Consider the following 18,468-nt stretch of genomic DNA (forward strand, 5'->3'; position numbering starts at 1 on the left):
TGGGAGTTTCGTAAATGGCAGTTGCCTCCGGCGCCTATAAGAAAGCCCTCGAGGGCGACCAGTCACCTAAACAGGTGTTGGTCAAAATCGACCGGGTCACGAAGAAGTTCGACGAGACGATTGCCGTGGACGATGTGTCCCTGGAGATCAAGAAAGGCGAAATCTTCGCCCTGCTCGGCGGTTCGGGATCGGGCAAATCCACCTTGCTGCGCATGCTCGCAGGGTTCGAACGGCCCACGGAGGGGCGCATTTTCCTCGATGGAGTAGACATCACCGACATGCCGCCGTACGAGCGGCCGATCAACATGATGTTCCAGTCGTACGCCTTGTTCCCGCACATGACCGTGGCGCAGAACATCGCCTTCGGCCTCAAGCAGGACAAAATCCCCGCAGCAGAAGTCGATGCCCGTGTCGCGGACATGCTCAAGCTGGTTCAGATGACGCAATACGCCAAGCGCAAGCCGCATCAGTTGTCCGGTGGCCAGCGTCAGCGTGTGGCCCTGGCGCGTTCCCTGGCCAAGCGGCCGAAGCTGTTGCTGCTCGACGAACCGATGGGTGCTCTGGACAAGAAGCTGCGTTCGCAAATGCAACTGGAGTTGGTCGAGATCATCGAGCGCGTCGGCGTGACTTGCGTCATGGTGACCCATGACCAGGAAGAGGCCATGACCATGGCCGAGCGCATCGCGATCATGCACCTGGGCTGGATCGCCCAGATCGGCAGCCCGATCGACATCTACGAAACCCCGACCAGCCGTCTGGTCTGCGAATTCATCGGCAACGTCAACATCTTCGACGGTGAAGTGATCGACGACGCCGAAGGCCACGCGACCATCACCTGCAAGGACCTGGACCGCCAGATTTACGTGGGCCACGGCATCAGCACGTCGGTGCAGGACAAATCCGTAACCTACGCGATCCGTCCGGAAAAACTGCTGGTGACACCGACCATGCCGACCTGTGAATACAACTGGTCCAGCGGCAAGGTGCATGATATTGCCTATCTTGGCGGCCACTCGGTGTTCTACGTCGAACTGCCGAGCGGCAAGATCGTCCAGTCGTTCGTCGCCAACGCCGAGCGCCGCGGCCAGCGCCCAACCTGGGGCGACCAGGTTTACGTGTGGTGGGAAGACGACAGCGGCGTGGTACTTCGCTCATGAACATGCGCAAATTCAAACGCCGCCTTAATCGAATAATTCCCGGTGGCCGTCAGTTGGTCATCGGGGTTCCCTTCATCTGGCTGTTCCTGTTCTTCATGCTGCCGTTCTTCATCGTCCTGAAGATCAGCTTCGCCGAAGCCGACGTAGCCATTCCGCCGTACACCGAGATCTACAATTTCGTCGACCAGAAGCTGCAGGTGCTGCTCAACCTCGGCAACTACGCGATGCTCGCCGGTGACGAGTTGTACATCGCCGCTTACCTCGGTTCGTTGAAGATGGCGCTGATCAGCACCGTCCTCTGTTTGCTGATTGGCTACCCGATGGCCTACGCCATTGCCAGCGCCCGTAAAGAGATGCAAACGGTGCTGGTGTTGCTGATCATGATGCCGACCTGGACCGCGATCCTGATCCGCGTGTACGCGTGGATGGGCATCCTCAGCAACAATGGCCTGCTCAACGGTTTCCTGATGACCATGGGCTGGATCGACGAACCGCTGCAGATCCTCAATACCAACCTCGCCGTGTATATCGGTGTGGTGTATTCGTACCTGCCCTTCATGATTCTGCCGCTCTACGCCAACCTGGTGAAGCACGACAACAGTCTGCTGGAAGCCGCGTCCGACCTCGGTTCGAGCACCTTCAACAGCTTCTGGAAGATCACCATTCCGCTGTCCAAGAACGGCATCGTCGCCGGCTGCATGCTGGTGTTCATCCCGGTCGTGGGTGAGTTCGTGATCCCGGAACTGCTCGGCGGCCCGGAAACCCTGATGATCGGTAAAGTGCTCTGGCAGGAGTTCTTCAACAACCGTGACTGGCCGGTGGCATCTGCCCTGGCAGTGGTGATGCTGCTGATCCTGATTGTGCCGATCATCCTGTTCAACCGTAGTCAGGCCAAAGAAATGGAGGGCAAGGAATGAAACGCTTCCGTTTCTCAAGTTTCATGCTGGTAGCGGGTTTGCTGTTCATCTACGCGCCGATGCTGATCCTGGTGATCTACTCGTTCAACGCCTCCAAACTGGTAACGGTATGGGGCGGCTGGTCGATCAAGTGGTACATCGGTTTGATGGACAACACTCAACTGATGGGCTCGGTGGTGCGCTCGCTGGAAATTGCCTGCTACACGGCGGTTGCTGCGGTGGCGCTGGGTACGTTGGCAGCATTCGTGCTGACCCGTATCACCCATTTCAAGGGACGCACGCTGTTTGGTGGCCTGGTCACCGCGCCGTTGGTGATGCCTGAAGTGATCACCGGTCTGTCGCTGTTGCTGCTGTTCGTGGCCATGGCGCAGATGATCGGATGGCCGCAGGAGCGCGGCATCGTCACCATCTGGATCGCGCACACGACGTTCTGTGCGGCGTATGTGGCGGTGGTGGTCTCGGCGCGGCTGCGTGAGCTGGACCTGTCCATCGAAGAAGCGGCCATGGACCTGGGGGCGAAGCCTTGGAAGGTGTTCTTCCTGATCACCATTCCGATGATCGCGCCATCGCTGGGGGCGGGCGGCATGATGTCCTTCGCCCTGTCGCTGGACGACCTGGTGTTGGCCAGCTTCGTGTCGGGGCCGGGTTCGACCACCTTGCCGATGGAAGTGTTCTCGGCGGTGCGTCTGGGGGTGAAACCCGAGATCAACGCCGTGGCCAGTCTGATTCTGCTGGCGGTATCGCTGATGACGTTCCTGGTCTGGTTCTTCAGCCGCCGTGCCGAAGAAGCGCGCAAGCGTGCGATCCAGCAAGCGATCGAAGAAAGCGCTGCCGACTCCTGGAAACAACCGGACGTGCGTCGCGCGCAGGCGCCGGAAGCGGCTTGAGCCTGATGTCGGGTTGACCACAACAATGTGGTCAACCCAAATCCCATGTGGGAGCGAGCCTGCTCGCGAAGGGGGAGTGTCAGTTGACATCAATGTTGCCTGGCACACCGCTTTCGCGAGCAGGCTCGCTCCCACAGGTTTTTAGGAAACCCAGGGCGATTTGCGGATGATCTCGACGAAGTTCATCGGCTTGAACCCCGGCTCGCTGTCCACCAGCACATCCGCGTTCACGGTGCCAAACGTGGTCTCCGGCCGATGTTTGAAACCATTGGCGAACGCACACAGGATGCATTCCTTGAACCCTTCACCGCGTGGATGCGCATGCACCACCGCTTCGCGCTGCACGGTGGGAAACGCCGCGTAGTCGATACCCAACACATCCATTTCAACACCGGCGGTGACCAGCGCCACATTGGGCCGCAGGTGTTGCGGCACGCCCGGCGTGGTGTGCAGGGCAATCGACAACCACACCTGCTCGATATCGTCATCCGACAAACCGTAAGGCTTGAGGAACGCCTTGGCGGCGTTGGCGCTGTCGACTTCGAAACGTTCATCGTCAGTGCGATGTCCTTCCACCAGACCCAGGTCATGGAACATGGCGCCGACGTACAACAGCTCGGGATTGTAGGCCAGTTGCTTGCGTTCACCGCTCAAGGCACCGAACAGAAACACCCGGCGTGAGTGGTGGTAAAGCAGGTCTGATTCGACGTCGCGAATGTATTCCGTGGTGGCTTTGGCCAATGCGCTGTCGGGGATTTTGATACCGGCGATGGTGCTGCTCATGGTGCTGTCCTCGTGGGGAACGCCGTGGCGGCGCTGATGGAACAAGTCTGTTCCGGCCCCCCAAACCGGACAATCGATCCATGGCTGCGATCCTTGCCAATGAACATGCATATCGTGCCAACCTCGCTTGTTGGGCTTGGATTGGCTAGGGTTGGTGGTGGGCAGGCCGAAAAGATCGCAGCCTTCGGCAGCTCCTACAGAGGAACGCGATCCAATGTAGGAGCTGCCGAAGGCTGCGATCTTTTCCATATTCAAGGCGGAATTTGAACCATGCAAAAAACCGTTGCCATCGTGGTCTTCGCCGGCGTCCAGTCCCTGGATGTCACCGGTCCCATGGATGTGTTTTCCGAAGCCAATCGCTTTCTGGCACCGGAAGATCACTATCGGCTGGAGGTGATTGGTGTCGAGCGTGGAGTGATGGCGTGTTCCAACGGATTGTCACTCAATGCCCATCGGCATTTCAGCGAGGCGCTGGAGGCTTATGATTTGCTGCTGGTGGCCGGTGGGCCACAGTTGCCGTTCATGAATTTCGGCGCGGCATTCGATGCCTGGCTGCGCGATGCCAGTGCGTTGGCGCAGCGTTTTGGCTCGATCTGCAACGGCGCGTTCATGCTCGCCCGGGCCGGATTGCTCGAAGGGCGAACAGTGACCACCCACTGGGGCGATGCGGCGGCGCTGGCGGCGTTGAGCCCGTCCACTCGGGTCGAGGCTGATCGCCTGTACGTGCAGGACGGCGAGTTGTACACCTCGGCCGGGGTTACGGCGGGGATCGATTTATCGTTGTACCTACTGGGTCGGGACCACGGACCAGAAGTGGCCCTGAGCGTGGCCAAGCGGTTGGTGGTGTTCACGCAGCGCTCGGGCGGGCAATCGCAGTTCAGCCCGTTCCTCACGCCCCACGCCGAACCGACCTCGGCGGTGGCGATGGTCCAGCACTACGTGTTGGCCAACCTCACCGGCGACCTGACGATTGCCGACCTGGCCAATGCCGCCAACATGAGCGCCCGCAACTTTTCCCGGGTGTTTGCCAAAGAAGCAAAAATCACCCCGGCGGAATTTGTCGAGCGGGCGAGGGTGGACGCGGCGCGGGTGCTGCTTGAGAGCACACCGTCACCGCTCAAGACCGTGGCGTATCAGTGCGGGTTTCGGGATGCCCAGCACATGCGCAGCGTATTCAATCGACGGCTGGGGGTGACACCGCAGCAGTTCAGGTTGAATTTTGCGGCGGTGGTTTGAGCCAGCATTCTTGTTGCCTGTGAGGGCCTCTTCGCGAGCAGGCTCGCTCCCACCGTTAACCGAGTTGTTCAGACAGACACGGTCTAGTGTGGGAGCGAGCCTGCTCGCGATAGCGTCAGCCCGGCCAACAAAAATCTATTGCGCAGCCCGCGCCGGCAACAGCTTCAACGTACTGCGAGTGTTGGCCGTCACCTCTTCGTCGTTGAGGTGCGCCTGGTAGTAGACCCCTTCGATATAGGCCTCAGCCTGGTCGTCATAGTGGCTGTCGAACAGCACGCCACTCTGGCCGACCGGGTTGACGGTCAGGCTGTGGGCCGGGTCGGCGAAGTCGATCAGACGCCGGGTCGAGGGGCCATAAGTCACCGGCCACGGCGCCGGGCCGATCTTGGCCGAGAGGTTGTTCGGCACCTCGTGAGTGCCGGGCGCCGCGAACGGGCCGACGTTGAAAAGCCGGTCCAGCGGCTTTTGCTGGCCCAATGGATGGCCATGGGTCAGTGTGTGCGCCTTGCCCCACTGCCATTGCGCGAAATCCGCACCCAGCGTGGTCTTGAGGTGAGCGATGCTCGCTTGCCACGCCACCTTGACCGTGTCGGCCCGGGTTTCCTTGCCGAGGGTGTTGCGGTTGTCCCACCACGGCGAGTCGGCGGTCGTGGCCAGGCGCGGCAGCGCGGCGTCGATCACCCGGGTCGAGAGCAGCGTTTCGAAGAAGTCATTGCCCAGTTCATCGTGCATCGTCGCGTCAGCCAGGTTGAACAGGAACTGGTTGAACAGCGTCGCGCTCGTGGACTCCAGCGGATAGTCGCCTTTCCACTGGGCCAGTTGCTCCACCAGTTTGAGTTCGGCGGGATCGCTCACCACTTCACGCAGAACCGGTAACAATGGCGCCAGGAGTCGCGGACCATAGGCGGTGGTGGTGCCCAGTTGCAGCTTCTGACTGGCGTCCAGATCCCACTTGATGGTTTTGTCGCTGAGCTGGCGATTGAGCTGCTGACCGCGATCGGCCAGGTTGTAGTAACCGGGAATCTCCATACCGGTCGACGACACCGGCTGGAAATTGGCCGAGACGATGTAGCCCCGTGCCGGGTTCTCTTCCTGCGGGTTGGCGCTGAACGGGTAGAAGCCGTCCTTATCCGCCTCGGCGGTGCTGCCGTCGAGGATGAACCACGGCTTCACACCCGCCGGACGTTTCGGTAATTGCGCCGCCGCCCACCAGCCGATGTCACCCTTGGCATTGGCCCATACGATGTTCAGGCCAGGCGCCTGGACTTTTGCGGCAGCACTGCGCGCCTTGGCCAGGGTATCGGCGCGATTGAGCTGGTAGAAGCCTTCAAGGATCGGGTTCTGGCTTTCGAGAAAACCCCACCACATGGCGATCGGCGTTTTTCCGACGCCGGTGCCCAGCGCATCGTTGACGATCGGCCCGTGGGGCGACTGGCGCAGCAGCAACTTCACCGGTGGCTGGCCCTTGACCGCGATCTGTTGTTCGCTGGTCACCATGTCCACCCACTTGCCGCGATACCAGACCTGATTGGGGTTGTCCGGGTTGACCTTTTCGGCGATCAGATCCAGGTCGTCGTTCTGGAACATGGTGATGCTCCAGCCGAAGTCGCGGTTCATCCCCAGGGAGGCGAACGGCATCAAGGCCTGGTAGTGGCCGTAGAGTTCAAAACCCGGCGCCGAGAGCTGCGCTTCGTACCACACCGACGGCGCAGAAAAGCGGATATGCGGATCACCGGCCAACAGCGGCTTGCCACTTTTGGTGCGACTGCCGGCAACGACCCAGGCGTTACTGCCTTCGAACTGCGGCAAACCATTGTCGGCCAGTGCCTGTTCGCTCAGGCGGGCGAGGGCGTTGAGGTCTTTCCAGTCGGCGCTGGCGAGGGACGGCACGGCACCTCCGGGATTCTTCGCCAGCACGCCTTTGGGCTGCCAGTCGAGATCGAAGACGTTGAGGTAGTTGGTGCCCAACTGATCGCGCACGTAAGTCAGCAAGGGTTCGGTGCGAAACGCCGCGGCAAAACTGTAGGCCATGTAACCGGCAATGCTGATGGTGTCCTGGGCAGTGAACGGGCGTTTGGGAATCCCCAGTACATCGAACTCCACGGGTTTTGCATGGCTGTCCTGATACTGGTTGATGCCGTCCAGATAGGCTTGCATGGCGATAAAGGCCGGCGACTGTTTGCCCATATTCGCCAGGTAGGTTTCGGCACGTTCGCGAATGCGCAGGCTGCGCATCAGCTTGTCGGTATCAAGCAGTTTCGGGCCGAGCACTTCGGCCAGTTCACCGCGTGCGAGTCGGCGCAGGACTTCCATCTGAAACAGCCGATCCTGGGCGTGCACATAGCCAAGGGTGCGGTAAAGGTCGGTTTCGTTTTCAGCGCGGATGTGCGGGATGCCGCGCTCGTCATAGCGCACGGTCACCGAACCTTGCAGGTGTTGCAGCTCAACCAGGCCCTGGCGTGTCGGCTGCTTGCTGTAGACGTACCAGCCGGCGCCCGCAGCGAGTGCGACTATCAGCAGGGCGAGAACGGTCAGGCTACGTTTCATGGTGACTCCTTGTTGTTATGGGTGGCAGCAGTTCCCTGGCGCCACTGTTTAACACGGCTTGCCGCATTGGCCCATCGCCCTTAGGAGGGATTCGTATTGCCGGGTTTTTCCCTACTTCGTTGTATCGACAGGCCACGGGCAGTAACACCCCACCGCCAGTGTGTGCGTGGCATTCACCGCACGGCCTTCGTTTAACGCTTGCAGGATCGGCTCGATAAAACTGTTACTCGAATTGCAGGTCAGGCCTTCGCTGTAGGGGCCGAAGTACGCCAGTTTGCCGCTGCTATCCCAGATGGCCACAGCCGGGCTGGCCGGGATTTGTTCCGAACCAGGGAGGACGGTGATGGTTTTCAGGTTGCTCAACGTGCTCGGCAACTGGCCGTGGCTGCCGGGTTTTTGTACCGCATAAAACTCGACGCCCTGCGGTACATACTGCTCAACCAGTTCGGTCAGGTGTTGTTGATTACCGACGTTGCACGGGCAGGCCGGGTCCCAGAAATGCACGAGGCGGATGGCGCCGGGGCCGGCAAGGTCGTCGGGCAGGCGCAGCGGGTCGCCGGAAAACACTGCGGTGTGTGAGCTGAAAGCTCGCAAGTAACGTCCTTGAAACCAGTCGTAAGCGGCCCAAAGCACACCGGCACACACAAGGGCGAGCAAGCTGGCAAGCAGTGTGGTGCGGTAGGGCGAACGCATGGGTTTCAATCCTCGAAGGTCGCCCAGCTTGCCATGCTTGCCGCGACAGATGAATATCGCAGGCCCATAAAGTCCGTTTCGTGTTCTGGAATAACCCATGTCTGCCACTTTCGACCCCGATCATTTGCGTGCCAGCCTGCGGCCACTGGCCGAGTGGCAGCGGCTGTCGGTGCAAGCGCTGGCGTACCAGCGGTTCTACGGGCTGGATTTTCCGGGGCGTAACCTGCGCAGTGGCCTTGGGCGTTTCGAGGTCGATGGTTATGACGTGGTCAGTCAGGTCTGGTGGCCCGAGCGGGCGAAGGCGACGCTGTTTTTGTTCCATGGCTTTTACGATCACACCGGGCTCTACCGGCATGTGATCGAGTGGGCGCTGGACCAGGGTTTTGCGGTGATTGCCTGCGACTTGCCGGGGCATGGACTGTCCAGCGGTGAGCGCGCGAGCATCAAGGACTTCGACGAGTATCAGGACACGCTGCAAGGCTTGTTCACTGAGGCGAGATCCCTGGATTTGCCGCAGCCGTGGCACCTGTGCGGGCAAAGCACGGGCGGTGCGATCGTGATCGATCATGTGCTCAACGCAGGTGCGGGCAGTCCGGCCCAGGGGCAGGTGATCCTGCTGTCGCCGTTGGTTCGGCCACGGGCCTGGGGCTGGTCGCAGCTCAGTTATTACCTGCTCAAGCCTTTCGTCAAAGCCATCGCCCGACGTTTCAGCGAGAACTCCAACGACCCGGACTTTTTGCCGTTCCTGCAAGCCGACCCGTTACAGCCGCTACGTTTGCCGACGGCCTGGGTCGGTGCGCTTGCGCGGTGGATCAAGCGTATCGAAGCTGCGCCGGGCAGTCCGCGACGGCCACTGATTGTGCAGGGGCAGGCAGACATGACCGTGGATTGGGAGCACAACCTTGAGGTGCTGAAGGCCAAGTTCGATCGGCCTCAGGTCTTGATGTTGCCGCAGGCGCGGCATCATCTGGCGAATGAGACGCTGGCGTTGCGGCAGGAGTATTTCGGGTTTTTGACCAAGCGGATTAGCCGTCAGAATCGGTAGAGCAAGATCAAAAGATCGCAGCCTTCGGCAGCTCCTACATTGATCATGTGTACGACGATGCCTCTGTAGGAGCTGCCGAAGGCTGCGATCTTTTATGGCGCGACACTATTTCATTGACTCAGGTTCGAGGTACTTTGCCCCACCGCCAACCCCGCGCGAATCGCTGCCAGCGCCGCCTGATAGTAAGCCTTGCCCTCGGCCGACTCGGCAAACGTGGCGAACTCTTCCAGTTCGTTATCCGACAAGTCGCGATAGACATACAGCAACGTGTTGTTCAGGTCGCTGCCGATCTGGTCCATCAAGCGCTGACGCTGACCGTTCAACATACCTTGAGCCTGGCCCGAGCCGAGCAGGCCGGGGATCATCGAGCTCAGGCTGTCGGCCGCGACGCCGGCAATCGCCAGGCTGACTTCCGCACCGGCCTCGCGAGCGGGCAAGGCCTGGGCGAGGTGGCCGATGATCAGCATGCGGCTGTCACTGGCTTCCATCTTGGGCAGACCTTTGGCGTTCTTCGCCAACTGATCGCGACGGGTCGCCAGCAACTCGGCTGCAACGATCTTCTTGCCCAGAGGCGATTGGAAGAATGTCAGTGCAGGTTTCGGATCGGTGAGGGTTTTGCGTAATTGTGCTTCGGCGCGCTGGTCTACGGCTTGCGGGGCAAAGCGCTGATTACTGTTGTTCACCAGCGCCTGAAACACCGCTGGCGGCAAGCTGTTCTGGTAACGCTGTTGAGCGGCTGAAAGGGCATCGCTGAAATGCGCGCGTTGTTCTGGCCAGCCGGCGACCTTGTACAACTGGTCGTGGCCGTCTGCCCAGGCGGGCATAACGCAGAACATCAGCAGTGAGAAAAGCAAACGGCGCATAGGGACTCCTGTCAGCAGGCGACTATTCTCCGTGCGGCATACGGACTTGTCGAGAATTCGTATCAAGCCGCTGCACGGCTCTGTCGGATTTTCGGGCACAGGAATACTATGCCCGGCATGCAAATACCCTCTGATCACCCATTGCTGCTACGTATCGTCGACGAACTGGCTGAACGCGGCTGGTCGCAGCAGAATATTTTCCTGCCTCTGGGTCTGACCCGGGAACTGGCGGCTGAGTGCCATAAACGTGCAACCGAGGGTGAATTGGCCCCGGCCGCCGTGGGGCGCGGGCCGTCATCGGAAATTCGCGAGGGGATTCGCGGCGACCGTATCCAGTGGATCGAGCCGGGTCAGGCGTTGGCTTGCGACAGTTATCTGGAACTGATGGACTGCTTGCGCGAGGCGATGAATCGCGGTCTGTACCTGGGCCTGGAAGATTTCGAAAGCCATTTCGCCCTGTACCCGCCCGGTGCTTTCTACCTCAAGCATGTCGACCGCTTCCGCGATGATGACCGGCGCACGGTGTCGGCGGTGGTCTATCTCAATGACGCCTGGCTGCCCGAGCATGGCGGTCAGTTGCGCATGTACCTGGACGAAGGTGTCGAACACGATGTGGTGCCCACCGGCGGCTGCCTGGTGGTGTTCCTGTCGGGTGAAGTCCCCCACGAAGTCTTGCCCGCGACCCGGGATCGCCTGTCGTTGACCGGCTGGTTTCGGCGTCGTGGTAACGAGCCGTTCTGATCATGCAGAAAATTCTGGTAAGCCGCTGCCTGCTGGGCCACCGCGTGCGTTACGACGGCGGGGCCAGTGGGCCGTTCGATCAGCTCCAGTGGTGGCTCGACGAAGGTCGCGTGGTGCCGCTGTGTCCGGAGGTTGCCGGTGGGTTGCCGACGCCCAGGGCGGCGGCGGAAATTCCGGGCGGGCAGGGTGGTGAAGTGCTTGATGGCCAGGCTTCGGTGATCACCACCGAAGGGAAGGATGTCAGTGCGGAGTTTCTGAGCGGTGCGTACCAGGCGTTGGAACGGGTGCAAAAGCACGGCATCCGGATAGCCGTGCTCAAGGCCAACAGCCCGTCCTGCGGGAATCTGTTGACCTATGACGGGACGTTCAGCGGAGTGAAGGTCAGCGGTGAAGGCGTCACCGCTGCGTTGCTCAAACGCCATGGCGTTCAAGTGTTCAGTGAGCTGGAGTTGCCGCAAGCGGCTACGGCCCTGGCAACACTCGACTAACCATCAACACAAAACCACTGTGGGAGCGAGCCTGCTCGCGATTGAGGGCATCACATTCAACATCTTCGTTGACTGTCAGACCGCTATCGCCGGCAAGCCGGTCTCGCTCCCACAGGGTTACTCATTTACTTGAGATCAGGGTTTCGGCGCCACACTCGTATCCGCCCCAAACCACTTCTGCTCCAGCGCTTCCAGCCGCCCATCGGCCTTGATCCGCTGCAACGCGTTTTCCAGGCTGGCATGAAACGCCGGGTTACCTTTCTGAAACGGAATTGCCAGGCTCACAGCCGGGGCGTCTTTCGGCTTTTCTTCCGTCAGCGACTGCACCAACAGGATTGAGCGCGGTTGCTCGTCTTTCTGCGCGATCAAATGCGCATCGGTATGAATGTAAGGTTCGCTGAAGTCGAAACGATCTTTGAGATCCGGGGTCACTGCTATGTGGTTGATGGCGACGTCGTACTTGCCGCTTTCAACGCCGGTCAACAGGTCGCCGGAGTCGGTGATGACGAAGTCGGCCCGCACATCCAGTTCATTGGCCAGCAGTTGGCCGAGCTCGACTTCGAAGCCCGTTAGTTTGTCGTCGTCCTTGAAATTGAAGGGCGGTGTATTAGCCTCAAGGGCAATGCGCAATTCGCCACGGTCGTTTACATCGTCAATCAGTTCGGCATGAGCCAAAGGGCTCAAAAGGGGTAGCAGGCAGATCAGGCCAGGCAAAAAACGCATGGTCACTCCTTTGAATTCATTATCGCGACGCTCTGGTTCAGGCTCGCTTTGCTATGGTTGTCGAGTGCCTTCGACAACGAATGGCCGTGAAGTTGTCATGGCCGCGCGGATTTTACGAAAAAACTGGAGAAGAGAATGAAAACCTTTATGTCACGAGCTGCATTGGCTGGCCTGTTGATGGGGGCTTCGGTGCTGGCATCTGCTGCGACTCCGGCGCCCAAAGGCGCAGAAGCGTTCATTGTTTCCCCGGAAGACGGTGCTACGGTGCCACAGGAGTTCAAGGTTAAATTCGGCGTCAAGGACATCTCATTGGCCCCGGCAGGCGATGTCACCAAGAACACCGGTCACCACCATTTGCTGATCGACGTCAAAGAACTCCCCGCAGCAGGTGCACCGATTCCGACGGATGCCAACCACATGCATTTTGGTAAGGCGCAAACTGAGGCCACCATCAAACTGCCGCCAGGCAAGCACACTTTGCAGCTCGAACTGGGCGACAGCGGTCACATCCCGTTCGATCCGCCAATCGTTTCGAAGAAGATTACCGTCAACGTTAAATAGCGTTTCGCAGGCATGAAAAAAGGAGACCCGAAGGTCTCCTTTTTTTGTCGCTCAAGTCGCGATCAGAACAACACGCGGCTACGGATGGTGCCGTTGACGTGTTGCAGCTTCTCTTGCGCCAGTTCCGAGTATTCGGCGTCTACGTCGATAACCACGTAGCCGACTTTCTCGTTGGTCTGCAGGAACTGACCGGAAATGTTGATGCCGTTTTCGGCGAAGACCTTGTTGATCTCGCTCATCACACCCGGAATGTTCTCGTGGATGTGCAACAGGCGGTGCTTGCCAGGGTGAGCCGGCAAGGCCACTTCCGGGAAGTTCACGGACGATACCGACGTACCGTTGTCGCTGTACTTGACCAGCTTTTCCGCCACTTCCAGACCGATGTTGGCCTGTGCTTCAGCGGTGGAACCACCGATGTGCGGGGTCAGGATCACGTTGTCCAGGCCACGCAGCGGGCTTTCGAACTCTTCGTCGTTGGAGCGAGGCTCCACCGGGAATACGTCGATGGCCGCGCCGATCAGGTGCTTGTCCTTGATCGCGTCCGCCAGGGCGTCCAGCTCGACCACGGTGCCGCGAGCGGCGTTGATCAGGATGCCGCCCTTCTTGATGGCGCGGATTTCCTTCTCGCCGATCATCCACTGGGTCGCAGCGGTTTCCGGAACGTGCAGGGTAACGATGTCGGACATGCCCAGCAGTTCGGTCAGGCTGGCAACTTGCGTTGCGTTGCCCAATGGCAGCTTGGTCACGGTGTCGTAGAAGTACACCTGCATGCCCAGGCCTTCAGCCAGGACCGACAGTTGAGTACCGATCGAACCGTAACCGACGATGCCCAGCTTCTTGCCGCGGATTTCGAAGGAGTTGGCCGCGCTCTTGATCCAGCCGCCACGGTGGCAGGAAGCGTTCTTCTCCGGGATACCGCGCAGCAACAGGATCGCTTCGGCCAGTACCAGCTCGGCGACGGAGCGCGTGTTGGAGTACGGTGCGTTGAACACCGCGATGCCGCGTTCGCGAGCCGCGCTCAGGTCGACCTGGTTGGTGCCGATGCAGAAACAGCCAACAGCCACCAGTTTCTTCGCGTGATCGAAGATCTCTTCGGTCAGTTGAGTGCGGGAGCGAATGCCGATGAAGTGAGCATCAGCGATCTTTTCCTTCAGCTGGGCTTCCGGCAGAGAACCTGTGAGGTACTCGATGCTGGTGTAGCCCGCCGACTTGAGGACGTCGACAGCCGATTGGTGGACGCCTTCGAGAAGAAGGAACTTGATCTTGCTCTTATCGAGAGAAGTCTTGCTCATCTGCGTAAACCTGTATCCCGGAGAAAAATGGCAGGAAATAGCCAGCAGACGCTGACCCGGACGGCAAGAATGCCGTCACCGCAGAATGGCCGTTGGGCACTATGCTGCGGGGTCGGTATGCTAGCATATGCACCCCGCTAACACTCATTCCTGCGACGTGAAGCGTTCTCAGGATGACCATGAATTGTTCGAGAGTTCTGTCGATGACCAATCCTGCCCTGATTGATGAGCTGAAGACCCTGGTTGAGCCTGGCAAGGTGCTGACCGATGCCGACTCCCTGAATGCTTACGGCAAGGATTGGACCAAGCATTTTGCCCCCGCCCCGACGGCCATTGTGTTTCCCAAGACCACCGAGCAGGTCCAGGCCATTGTCCGTTGGGCCAATGAACACAAAGTGGCGCTGGTGCCGTCCGGCGGTCGCACCGGGCTGTCCGCCGCTGCCGTGGCAGCCAATGGCGAAGTGGTCGTGTCGTTCGACTACATGAACCAGATCCTCGATGTGAACATGACCGACCGCACTGCCGTTTGTCAGCCGGGCGTGGTCACCGAGCATCTGCAGAACGTTGCCGAAGAAAAAGGCCTGTACTACCCGGTGGACTTCGCCTCGGCAGGTTCCAGCCAGATTGGCGGCAACATCGGCACCAATGCCGGCGGGATCAAGGTCATTCGCTACGGTATGACCCGCAACTGGGTCGCCGGGATGAAAGTCGTCACCGGCAAGGGCGATCTGCTGGAGCTGAACAAGGACCTGATCAAGAACGCCACGGGCTACGACCTGCGCCAGCTGTTCATCGGCGCCGAAGGCACCCTCGGTTTTGTGGTTGAAGCGACCATGCGTCTGGATCGCGCACCGAAAAACCTCACCGCGATGGTCCTTGGTACTGCCGATTTCGACTCGATCATGCCGGTATTGCACGCGTTCCAGAGCAAACTTGATCTGACGGCGTTCGAATTTTTCTCCGACAAAGCGCTGGCCAAGGTCATGGCACGCGGTGACGTGCCGGCGCCGTTCGAGTCCGATTACCCGTTCTACGCGCTACTGGAATTCGAAGCGACCACCGAAGAAGTGGCTAACCACGCCCTGGAAACCTTCGAGCACTGCGTCGAGCAGGGCTGGGTGCTGGACGGTGTCATGAGCCAAAGCGAAACCCAGTTGCAGAACCTCTGGAAGCTGCGCGAATACATCTCCGAAACCATCTCCCACTGGACGCCGTACAAGAACGACATCTCCGTCACTGTCTCGAAAGTGCCGGCGTTCCTGAAGGAAATCGACGCGATCGTCGGCGAACACTACCCGGACTTCGAAATCGTCTGGTTCGGCCACATCGGCGACGGCAACCTGCACTTGAACATCCTCAAGCCGGATAACCTGAGCAAGGACGAGTTCTTCGCCAAGTGCGCGACGGTCAACAAGTGGGTGTTCGAAACGGTCGAGAAGTACAACGGTTCGATTTCCGCCGAACACGGCGTGGGCATGACCAAGCGGGACTACTTGACCTACAGCCGTTCCCCGGTTGAGATCGAGTACATGAAAGCCGTCAAAGCGGTGTTCGACCCGAACGGCATCATGAACCCGGGCAAGATTTTCGCTGTTTGAATCAACGAACCAGGAGTCGGTCAATGAGCTATCAGCACCAGTATGTCGACGGTACGCGTATTCACTTCCCGCTCGGGAAAGTGGTGTGCATCGGCCGCAATTACGCCGAACACGCCAAGGAACTGGACAACCCGGTGCCTACAGAACCCCTGCTGTTCATCAAGCCGGGCAGTTGCGTAGTGCCGCTGGAAGGCGGCTTCAGCATTCCGACCGAGCGCGGCTCGGTGCATTACGAAGCGGAAATCGCCGTGTTGATCGGCAAGCCTTTGTCGACCAAGCCGAGCCGTGAAGAAGTGCTCGACGCGATCTCCGGTTTCGCTCCGGCCCTGGACCTGACCCTGCGCGACAAGCAGGCCGAGCTGAAATCCAAGGGCTTGCCGTGGGAAATCGCCAAGTCTTTCGACGGTGCGGCGGTGATTGCTCCGTTCGTGGCCGGCAGCACTTTCGCCGACCTGACTGACATCGGCATCCGCCTGACCATCAACGGCGAAGTTCGTCAGGATGGCAACAGCAGCGCAATGCTCAACCCGATCGTGCCGATGATTCAGCACATGGCTGGCTGCTTCTCGCTGCAGGCCGGCGACGTGATCCTCACCGGCACGCCGGTTGGCGTCGGTCCGCTGAATGTGGGCGACGAATTGGTGCTTGAATTGCCGGGCACCAGCAGCTTCACCAGCAGCGTCCGCTAAAAAGGCAAAAGATCGCAGCCTTCGGCAGCTCCTACACCGATCTCTGTAGGAGCTGCCGAAGGCTGCGATCTTTTGATCTTGGCTCCCCACGCACGGTAATCCCGCCATTTGCCGTTTTTTTCACATATTGTCTGGATAATTCCGCGGAATCCGGCGTCTGAGCCGGTCCCAATTGTGCTATTACCCTTAGCCTGAATTTCTGGAACGCATCCCTCGATGGCCACCCAACCGCTGCCCAAGCTTGAAACTGCCCGCCGCTCGCGCTTTGTCATGCGCTGGTATTCCTGGCTTTTGCTGATGGCAGCCGCGGCGTATGGCCTTGCGTTTGCGATGCATTGGGATGATCGCGGTGTGCTCTGGGTGCTGGAGCGCTTCGAAAGCCCGGCCGAACGCCAGGAGAGTGTCTGGCTGCCGGATTACCGGGCCGTGATCGACGCCAAGTTGCTGCCGGGCATGGAAAAGGACGAATCGTCCGACCTGGCCTACGATCCACAAACCAAAACCCTGTTCTCGGTGATGGGCAAAAACCCGTTCCTGGTCGAGCTGTCATTGCAGGGCGACGTGCTGCGCAAAATACCGCTGGTGGGCTGGAGCAACCCGGAAGGGTTGACCGCGATGGGCAATGGTCTGCTGGCCATCGTCGATGAACGCGAGCACATGCTCTCCATCGTCAAGGTCGATGCCGATACCCGCGAGCTGAACATCGCCCATTTCCCGAAATACGATCTCGGTCCTTCGGCAGACCAGAATAAGGCGTTCGAATCCATTGCCTGGGATCCGCGTAATCGGCAACTGCTGCTGGGTGAAGAACGTCCTCCTGCGCTGTTCACGTGGAAAAGCGACGGCAGCCAGACCCTCACTGGTGAAAAGAAGAAACTGGCCAGTGATGAACTGGACATCCGCAACCTGTCGGCCCTGGCCATCGACCCGCGCACCGGCCACACACTGGCGTTGTCCGCCGATTCCCACCTGTTGCTGGAGCTGGACGAGAAGGGCGAGCAGGTCAGCTTCATGACCTTGCTGGGCGGTTTCAACGGTCTGAAGAAGACCATTCCTCGCGCCGAAGGTGTGACCATGGACGACGCTGGCACGCTGTACATGGTGAGCGAGCCGAACCTGTTCTACCGCTTCGAAAAGCAGCTCTAAGCCTTGGGTTCGTAGGAATTGCGGCGCTCAGTTGTAGGACTGGGCTAGTGGCCATTAAGCTTCAATTCAGACTGCCGTGGTATTTCATCCGCCTGTCCTGAATCCGAGCCCGCCCGAATGCGTCGACTTGCCCGTCCCAAACCCCTGATTCTGATCCTGTCAGTGATTGCCCTGAGCCTGCTGATTGCGGCCGGTCAGTACCTGCGTCTGTTCGAGCGTGCCTGGTTCAATCTGCATACGCTCTGGCAGCCGACGAACGCTCAGTCCATCGGCCTGGACCAGTACCAGGTCGTGCTGGAAGCGAGCGTCATTGAAGGCCTGGATGACGATGTCTCGGCGCTGACGTTCGATCCTGTGCGCAAAAGCCTGTTCACCGTCACCAACAAAAACGCCGAGCTGATCGAGTTATCCCTGGATGGCCGGATTGTTCGACGCGTCTCGCTGGTCGGTTTCGGCGATCCGGAAGCGGTGGAATTCATCAGCGCCGACACTTACGTGATCACGGACGAACGCGAGCAGCGGCTGATCAAAATTCATCTGGAGAAGGGCACGACGTTCCTCGACGCGGCGGATGCCGAGCAGATCACCCTCGGCGTGCACATGAGTGGCAACAAGGGTTTTGAAGGGTTGGCCTACGATTCAGTGGGCAAGCGGCTGTTTGTCGCCAAGGAGCGCGACCCGATGCTGATCTACGAAGTGCAGGGTTTTCCGCATTACAACCCGGAAAAATCCTACGCGGTGCATGTGGTCAACAACCCTAAGCGTGATGCCGGGATGTTCGTGCGAGACCTGTCGAGCCTGCAATACGACGAGCGCAGCGGCCACTTGCTGGCGCTGTCCGATGAGTCGCGATTGATTCTGGAGCTGGATGTGGATGGGCGGCCGCTGAGCACCATGTCCCTGAGCAAGGGCCGTCAGGGATTGCAGAAGACCGTGCCGCAAGCAGAAGGGATCGCCATGGATGACGACGGCACGATGTACCTGGTGAGCGAGCCGAACCTGTTCTACGTCTTCAAAAAACCAACACAAAACTAACAAACACCCCAAAACCAATGTGGGAGCGAGCCTGCTCGCGATGAGGCCGTGTCAGTCGATAGAGATG

General features: G+C 59.6%; 18 protein-coding genes. 12 read left to right on the forward strand and 6 right to left on the reverse strand.

The annotated features are described in order from the left end of the window. Positions 1-14 precede the first annotated feature (14 nt). From ACYZUD_RS25390 to ACYZUD_RS25400, 3 genes are read left to right on the forward strand one after another with little or no spacing between them, the layout of a single operon-like run. Positions 15-1,157 (forward strand): ABC transporter ATP-binding protein, encoded by a 1,143-nt coding sequence (locus ACYZUD_RS25390; RefSeq protein ID WP_462020669.1) that lies wholly within the window; start codon positions 15-17, stop codon positions 1,155-1,157. Between the two features lie 35 nt (positions 1,158-1,192). Further along, complete coding sequence (locus tag ACYZUD_RS25395) at positions 1,193-2,074, forward strand: ABC transporter permease subunit (RefSeq protein ID WP_462025114.1); 882 nt, start codon at positions 1,193-1,195, stop codon at positions 2,072-2,074. Beyond that, positions 2,071-2,961, forward strand: coding sequence for an ABC transporter permease subunit (locus ACYZUD_RS25400; RefSeq protein WP_462020670.1), 891 nt, complete (start codon positions 2,071-2,073; stop codon positions 2,959-2,961). Before ACYZUD_RS25395 ends, ACYZUD_RS25400 begins: the two co-directional genes overlap by 4 nt. A 141-nt stretch (positions 2,962-3,102) precedes the next feature. Here ACYZUD_RS25400 and ACYZUD_RS25405 read toward each other — a convergent pair whose 3' ends face one another. Continuing rightward, positions 3,103-3,744: an HD domain-containing protein gene (locus tag ACYZUD_RS25405; protein ID WP_462020671.1), complete on the reverse strand. Its 642-nt coding sequence runs from the start codon at positions 3,742-3,744 to the stop codon at positions 3,103-3,105. A gap of 270 nt (positions 3,745-4,014) precedes the next feature. Between ACYZUD_RS25405 and ACYZUD_RS25410 the strand changes: the two genes are divergently transcribed. Beyond that, complete coding sequence (locus tag ACYZUD_RS25410) at positions 4,015-4,980, forward strand: GlxA family transcriptional regulator (RefSeq protein ID WP_462020672.1); 966 nt, start codon at positions 4,015-4,017, stop codon at positions 4,978-4,980. A gap of 135 nt (positions 4,981-5,115) precedes the next feature. On the opposite strand, the gene ACYZUD_RS25415 is transcribed toward ACYZUD_RS25410, so the two are convergent. Next, positions 5,116-7,527, reverse strand: a complete 2,412-nt coding sequence (locus ACYZUD_RS25415; protein ID WP_462020673.1) for a penicillin acylase family protein — start codon at positions 7,525-7,527, stop codon at positions 5,116-5,118. A 111-nt stretch (positions 7,528-7,638) separates the two neighbouring features. Next, positions 7,639-8,220, reverse strand: a complete 582-nt coding sequence (locus ACYZUD_RS25420) for a DUF6436 domain-containing protein (RefSeq protein ID WP_462020674.1) — start codon at positions 8,218-8,220, stop codon at positions 7,639-7,641. A gap of 97 nt (positions 8,221-8,317) precedes the next feature. Between ACYZUD_RS25420 and bipL the strand changes: the two genes are divergently transcribed. Continuing rightward, entirely contained in the window at positions 8,318-9,265 is a 948-nt protein-coding gene (bipL, locus tag ACYZUD_RS25425) for a phospholipase BipL (protein WP_462020675.1), read from the forward strand. Positions 9,266-9,375: 110 nt separating this feature from the next. Here bipL and ACYZUD_RS25430 read toward each other — a convergent pair whose 3' ends face one another. Next, positions 9,376-10,128 (reverse strand): DUF2059 domain-containing protein, encoded by a 753-nt coding sequence (locus ACYZUD_RS25430; RefSeq protein ID WP_462020676.1) that lies wholly within the window; start codon positions 10,126-10,128, stop codon positions 9,376-9,378. Between the two features lie 108 nt (positions 10,129-10,236). Here ACYZUD_RS25430 and ACYZUD_RS25435 point away from each other — a divergent pair, with 108 nt between their 5' ends. Together ACYZUD_RS25435 and ACYZUD_RS25440 are read left to right on the forward strand one after the other, a co-directional pair. After that, entirely contained in the window at positions 10,237-10,869 is a 633-nt protein-coding gene (locus ACYZUD_RS25435; RefSeq protein WP_462020677.1) for a 2OG-Fe(II) oxygenase, read from the forward strand. 2 nt (positions 10,870-10,871) lie between these two features. Next, positions 10,872-11,357 (forward strand): 2-thiouracil desulfurase family protein, encoded by a 486-nt coding sequence (locus ACYZUD_RS25440; RefSeq protein ID WP_462020678.1) that lies wholly within the window; start codon positions 10,872-10,874, stop codon positions 11,355-11,357. 135 nt (positions 11,358-11,492) lie between these two features. Here ACYZUD_RS25440 and ACYZUD_RS25445 read toward each other — a convergent pair whose 3' ends face one another. Then, positions 11,493-12,080: a transporter substrate-binding domain-containing protein gene (locus tag ACYZUD_RS25445; RefSeq protein WP_462020679.1), complete on the reverse strand. Its 588-nt coding sequence runs from the start codon at positions 12,078-12,080 to the stop codon at positions 11,493-11,495. 135 nt (positions 12,081-12,215) lie between these two features. On the opposite strand from ACYZUD_RS25445, the gene ACYZUD_RS25450 reads away from it, so the two are divergent. Next, positions 12,216-12,641 carry a DUF4399 domain-containing protein gene (locus ACYZUD_RS25450; protein WP_462020680.1) on the forward strand — a complete coding sequence of 142 codons (426 nt, stop codon included), beginning with the start codon at positions 12,216-12,218 and terminating at the stop codon, positions 12,639-12,641. 62 nt (positions 12,642-12,703) lie between these two features. On the opposite strand, the gene serA is transcribed toward ACYZUD_RS25450, so the two are convergent. Then, a complete protein-coding gene (gene serA, locus ACYZUD_RS25455; RefSeq protein ID WP_462020681.1) occupies positions 12,704-13,933 on the reverse strand; it encodes a phosphoglycerate dehydrogenase in 1,230 nt (409 codons plus the stop codon). A gap of 203 nt (positions 13,934-14,136) precedes the next feature. Between serA and ACYZUD_RS25460 the strand changes: the two genes are divergently transcribed. From ACYZUD_RS25460 to ACYZUD_RS25475, 4 genes are all read left to right on the forward strand, one after another. Further along, complete coding sequence (locus tag ACYZUD_RS25460) at positions 14,137-15,531, forward strand: FAD-binding oxidoreductase (RefSeq protein ID WP_462020682.1); 1,395 nt, start codon at positions 14,137-14,139, stop codon at positions 15,529-15,531. Positions 15,532-15,554: 23 nt separating this feature from the next. Continuing rightward, a complete protein-coding gene (locus ACYZUD_RS25465) occupies positions 15,555-16,220 on the forward strand; it encodes a fumarylacetoacetate hydrolase family protein (RefSeq protein ID WP_462020683.1) in 666 nt (221 codons plus the stop codon). Positions 16,221-16,436: 216 nt separating this feature from the next. After that, positions 16,437-17,366 carry an SdiA-regulated domain-containing protein gene (locus tag ACYZUD_RS25470; RefSeq protein ID WP_462020684.1) on the forward strand — a complete coding sequence of 310 codons (930 nt, stop codon included), beginning with the start codon at positions 16,437-16,439 and terminating at the stop codon, positions 17,364-17,366. Positions 17,367-17,483: 117 nt separating this feature from the next. After that, a complete protein-coding gene (locus tag ACYZUD_RS25475; protein ID WP_462020685.1) occupies positions 17,484-18,401 on the forward strand; it encodes an SdiA-regulated domain-containing protein in 918 nt (305 codons plus the stop codon). Positions 18,402-18,468 lie beyond the last annotated feature (67 nt).

This window comes from Pseudomonas sp. XS1P51 (assembly GCF_054897845.1).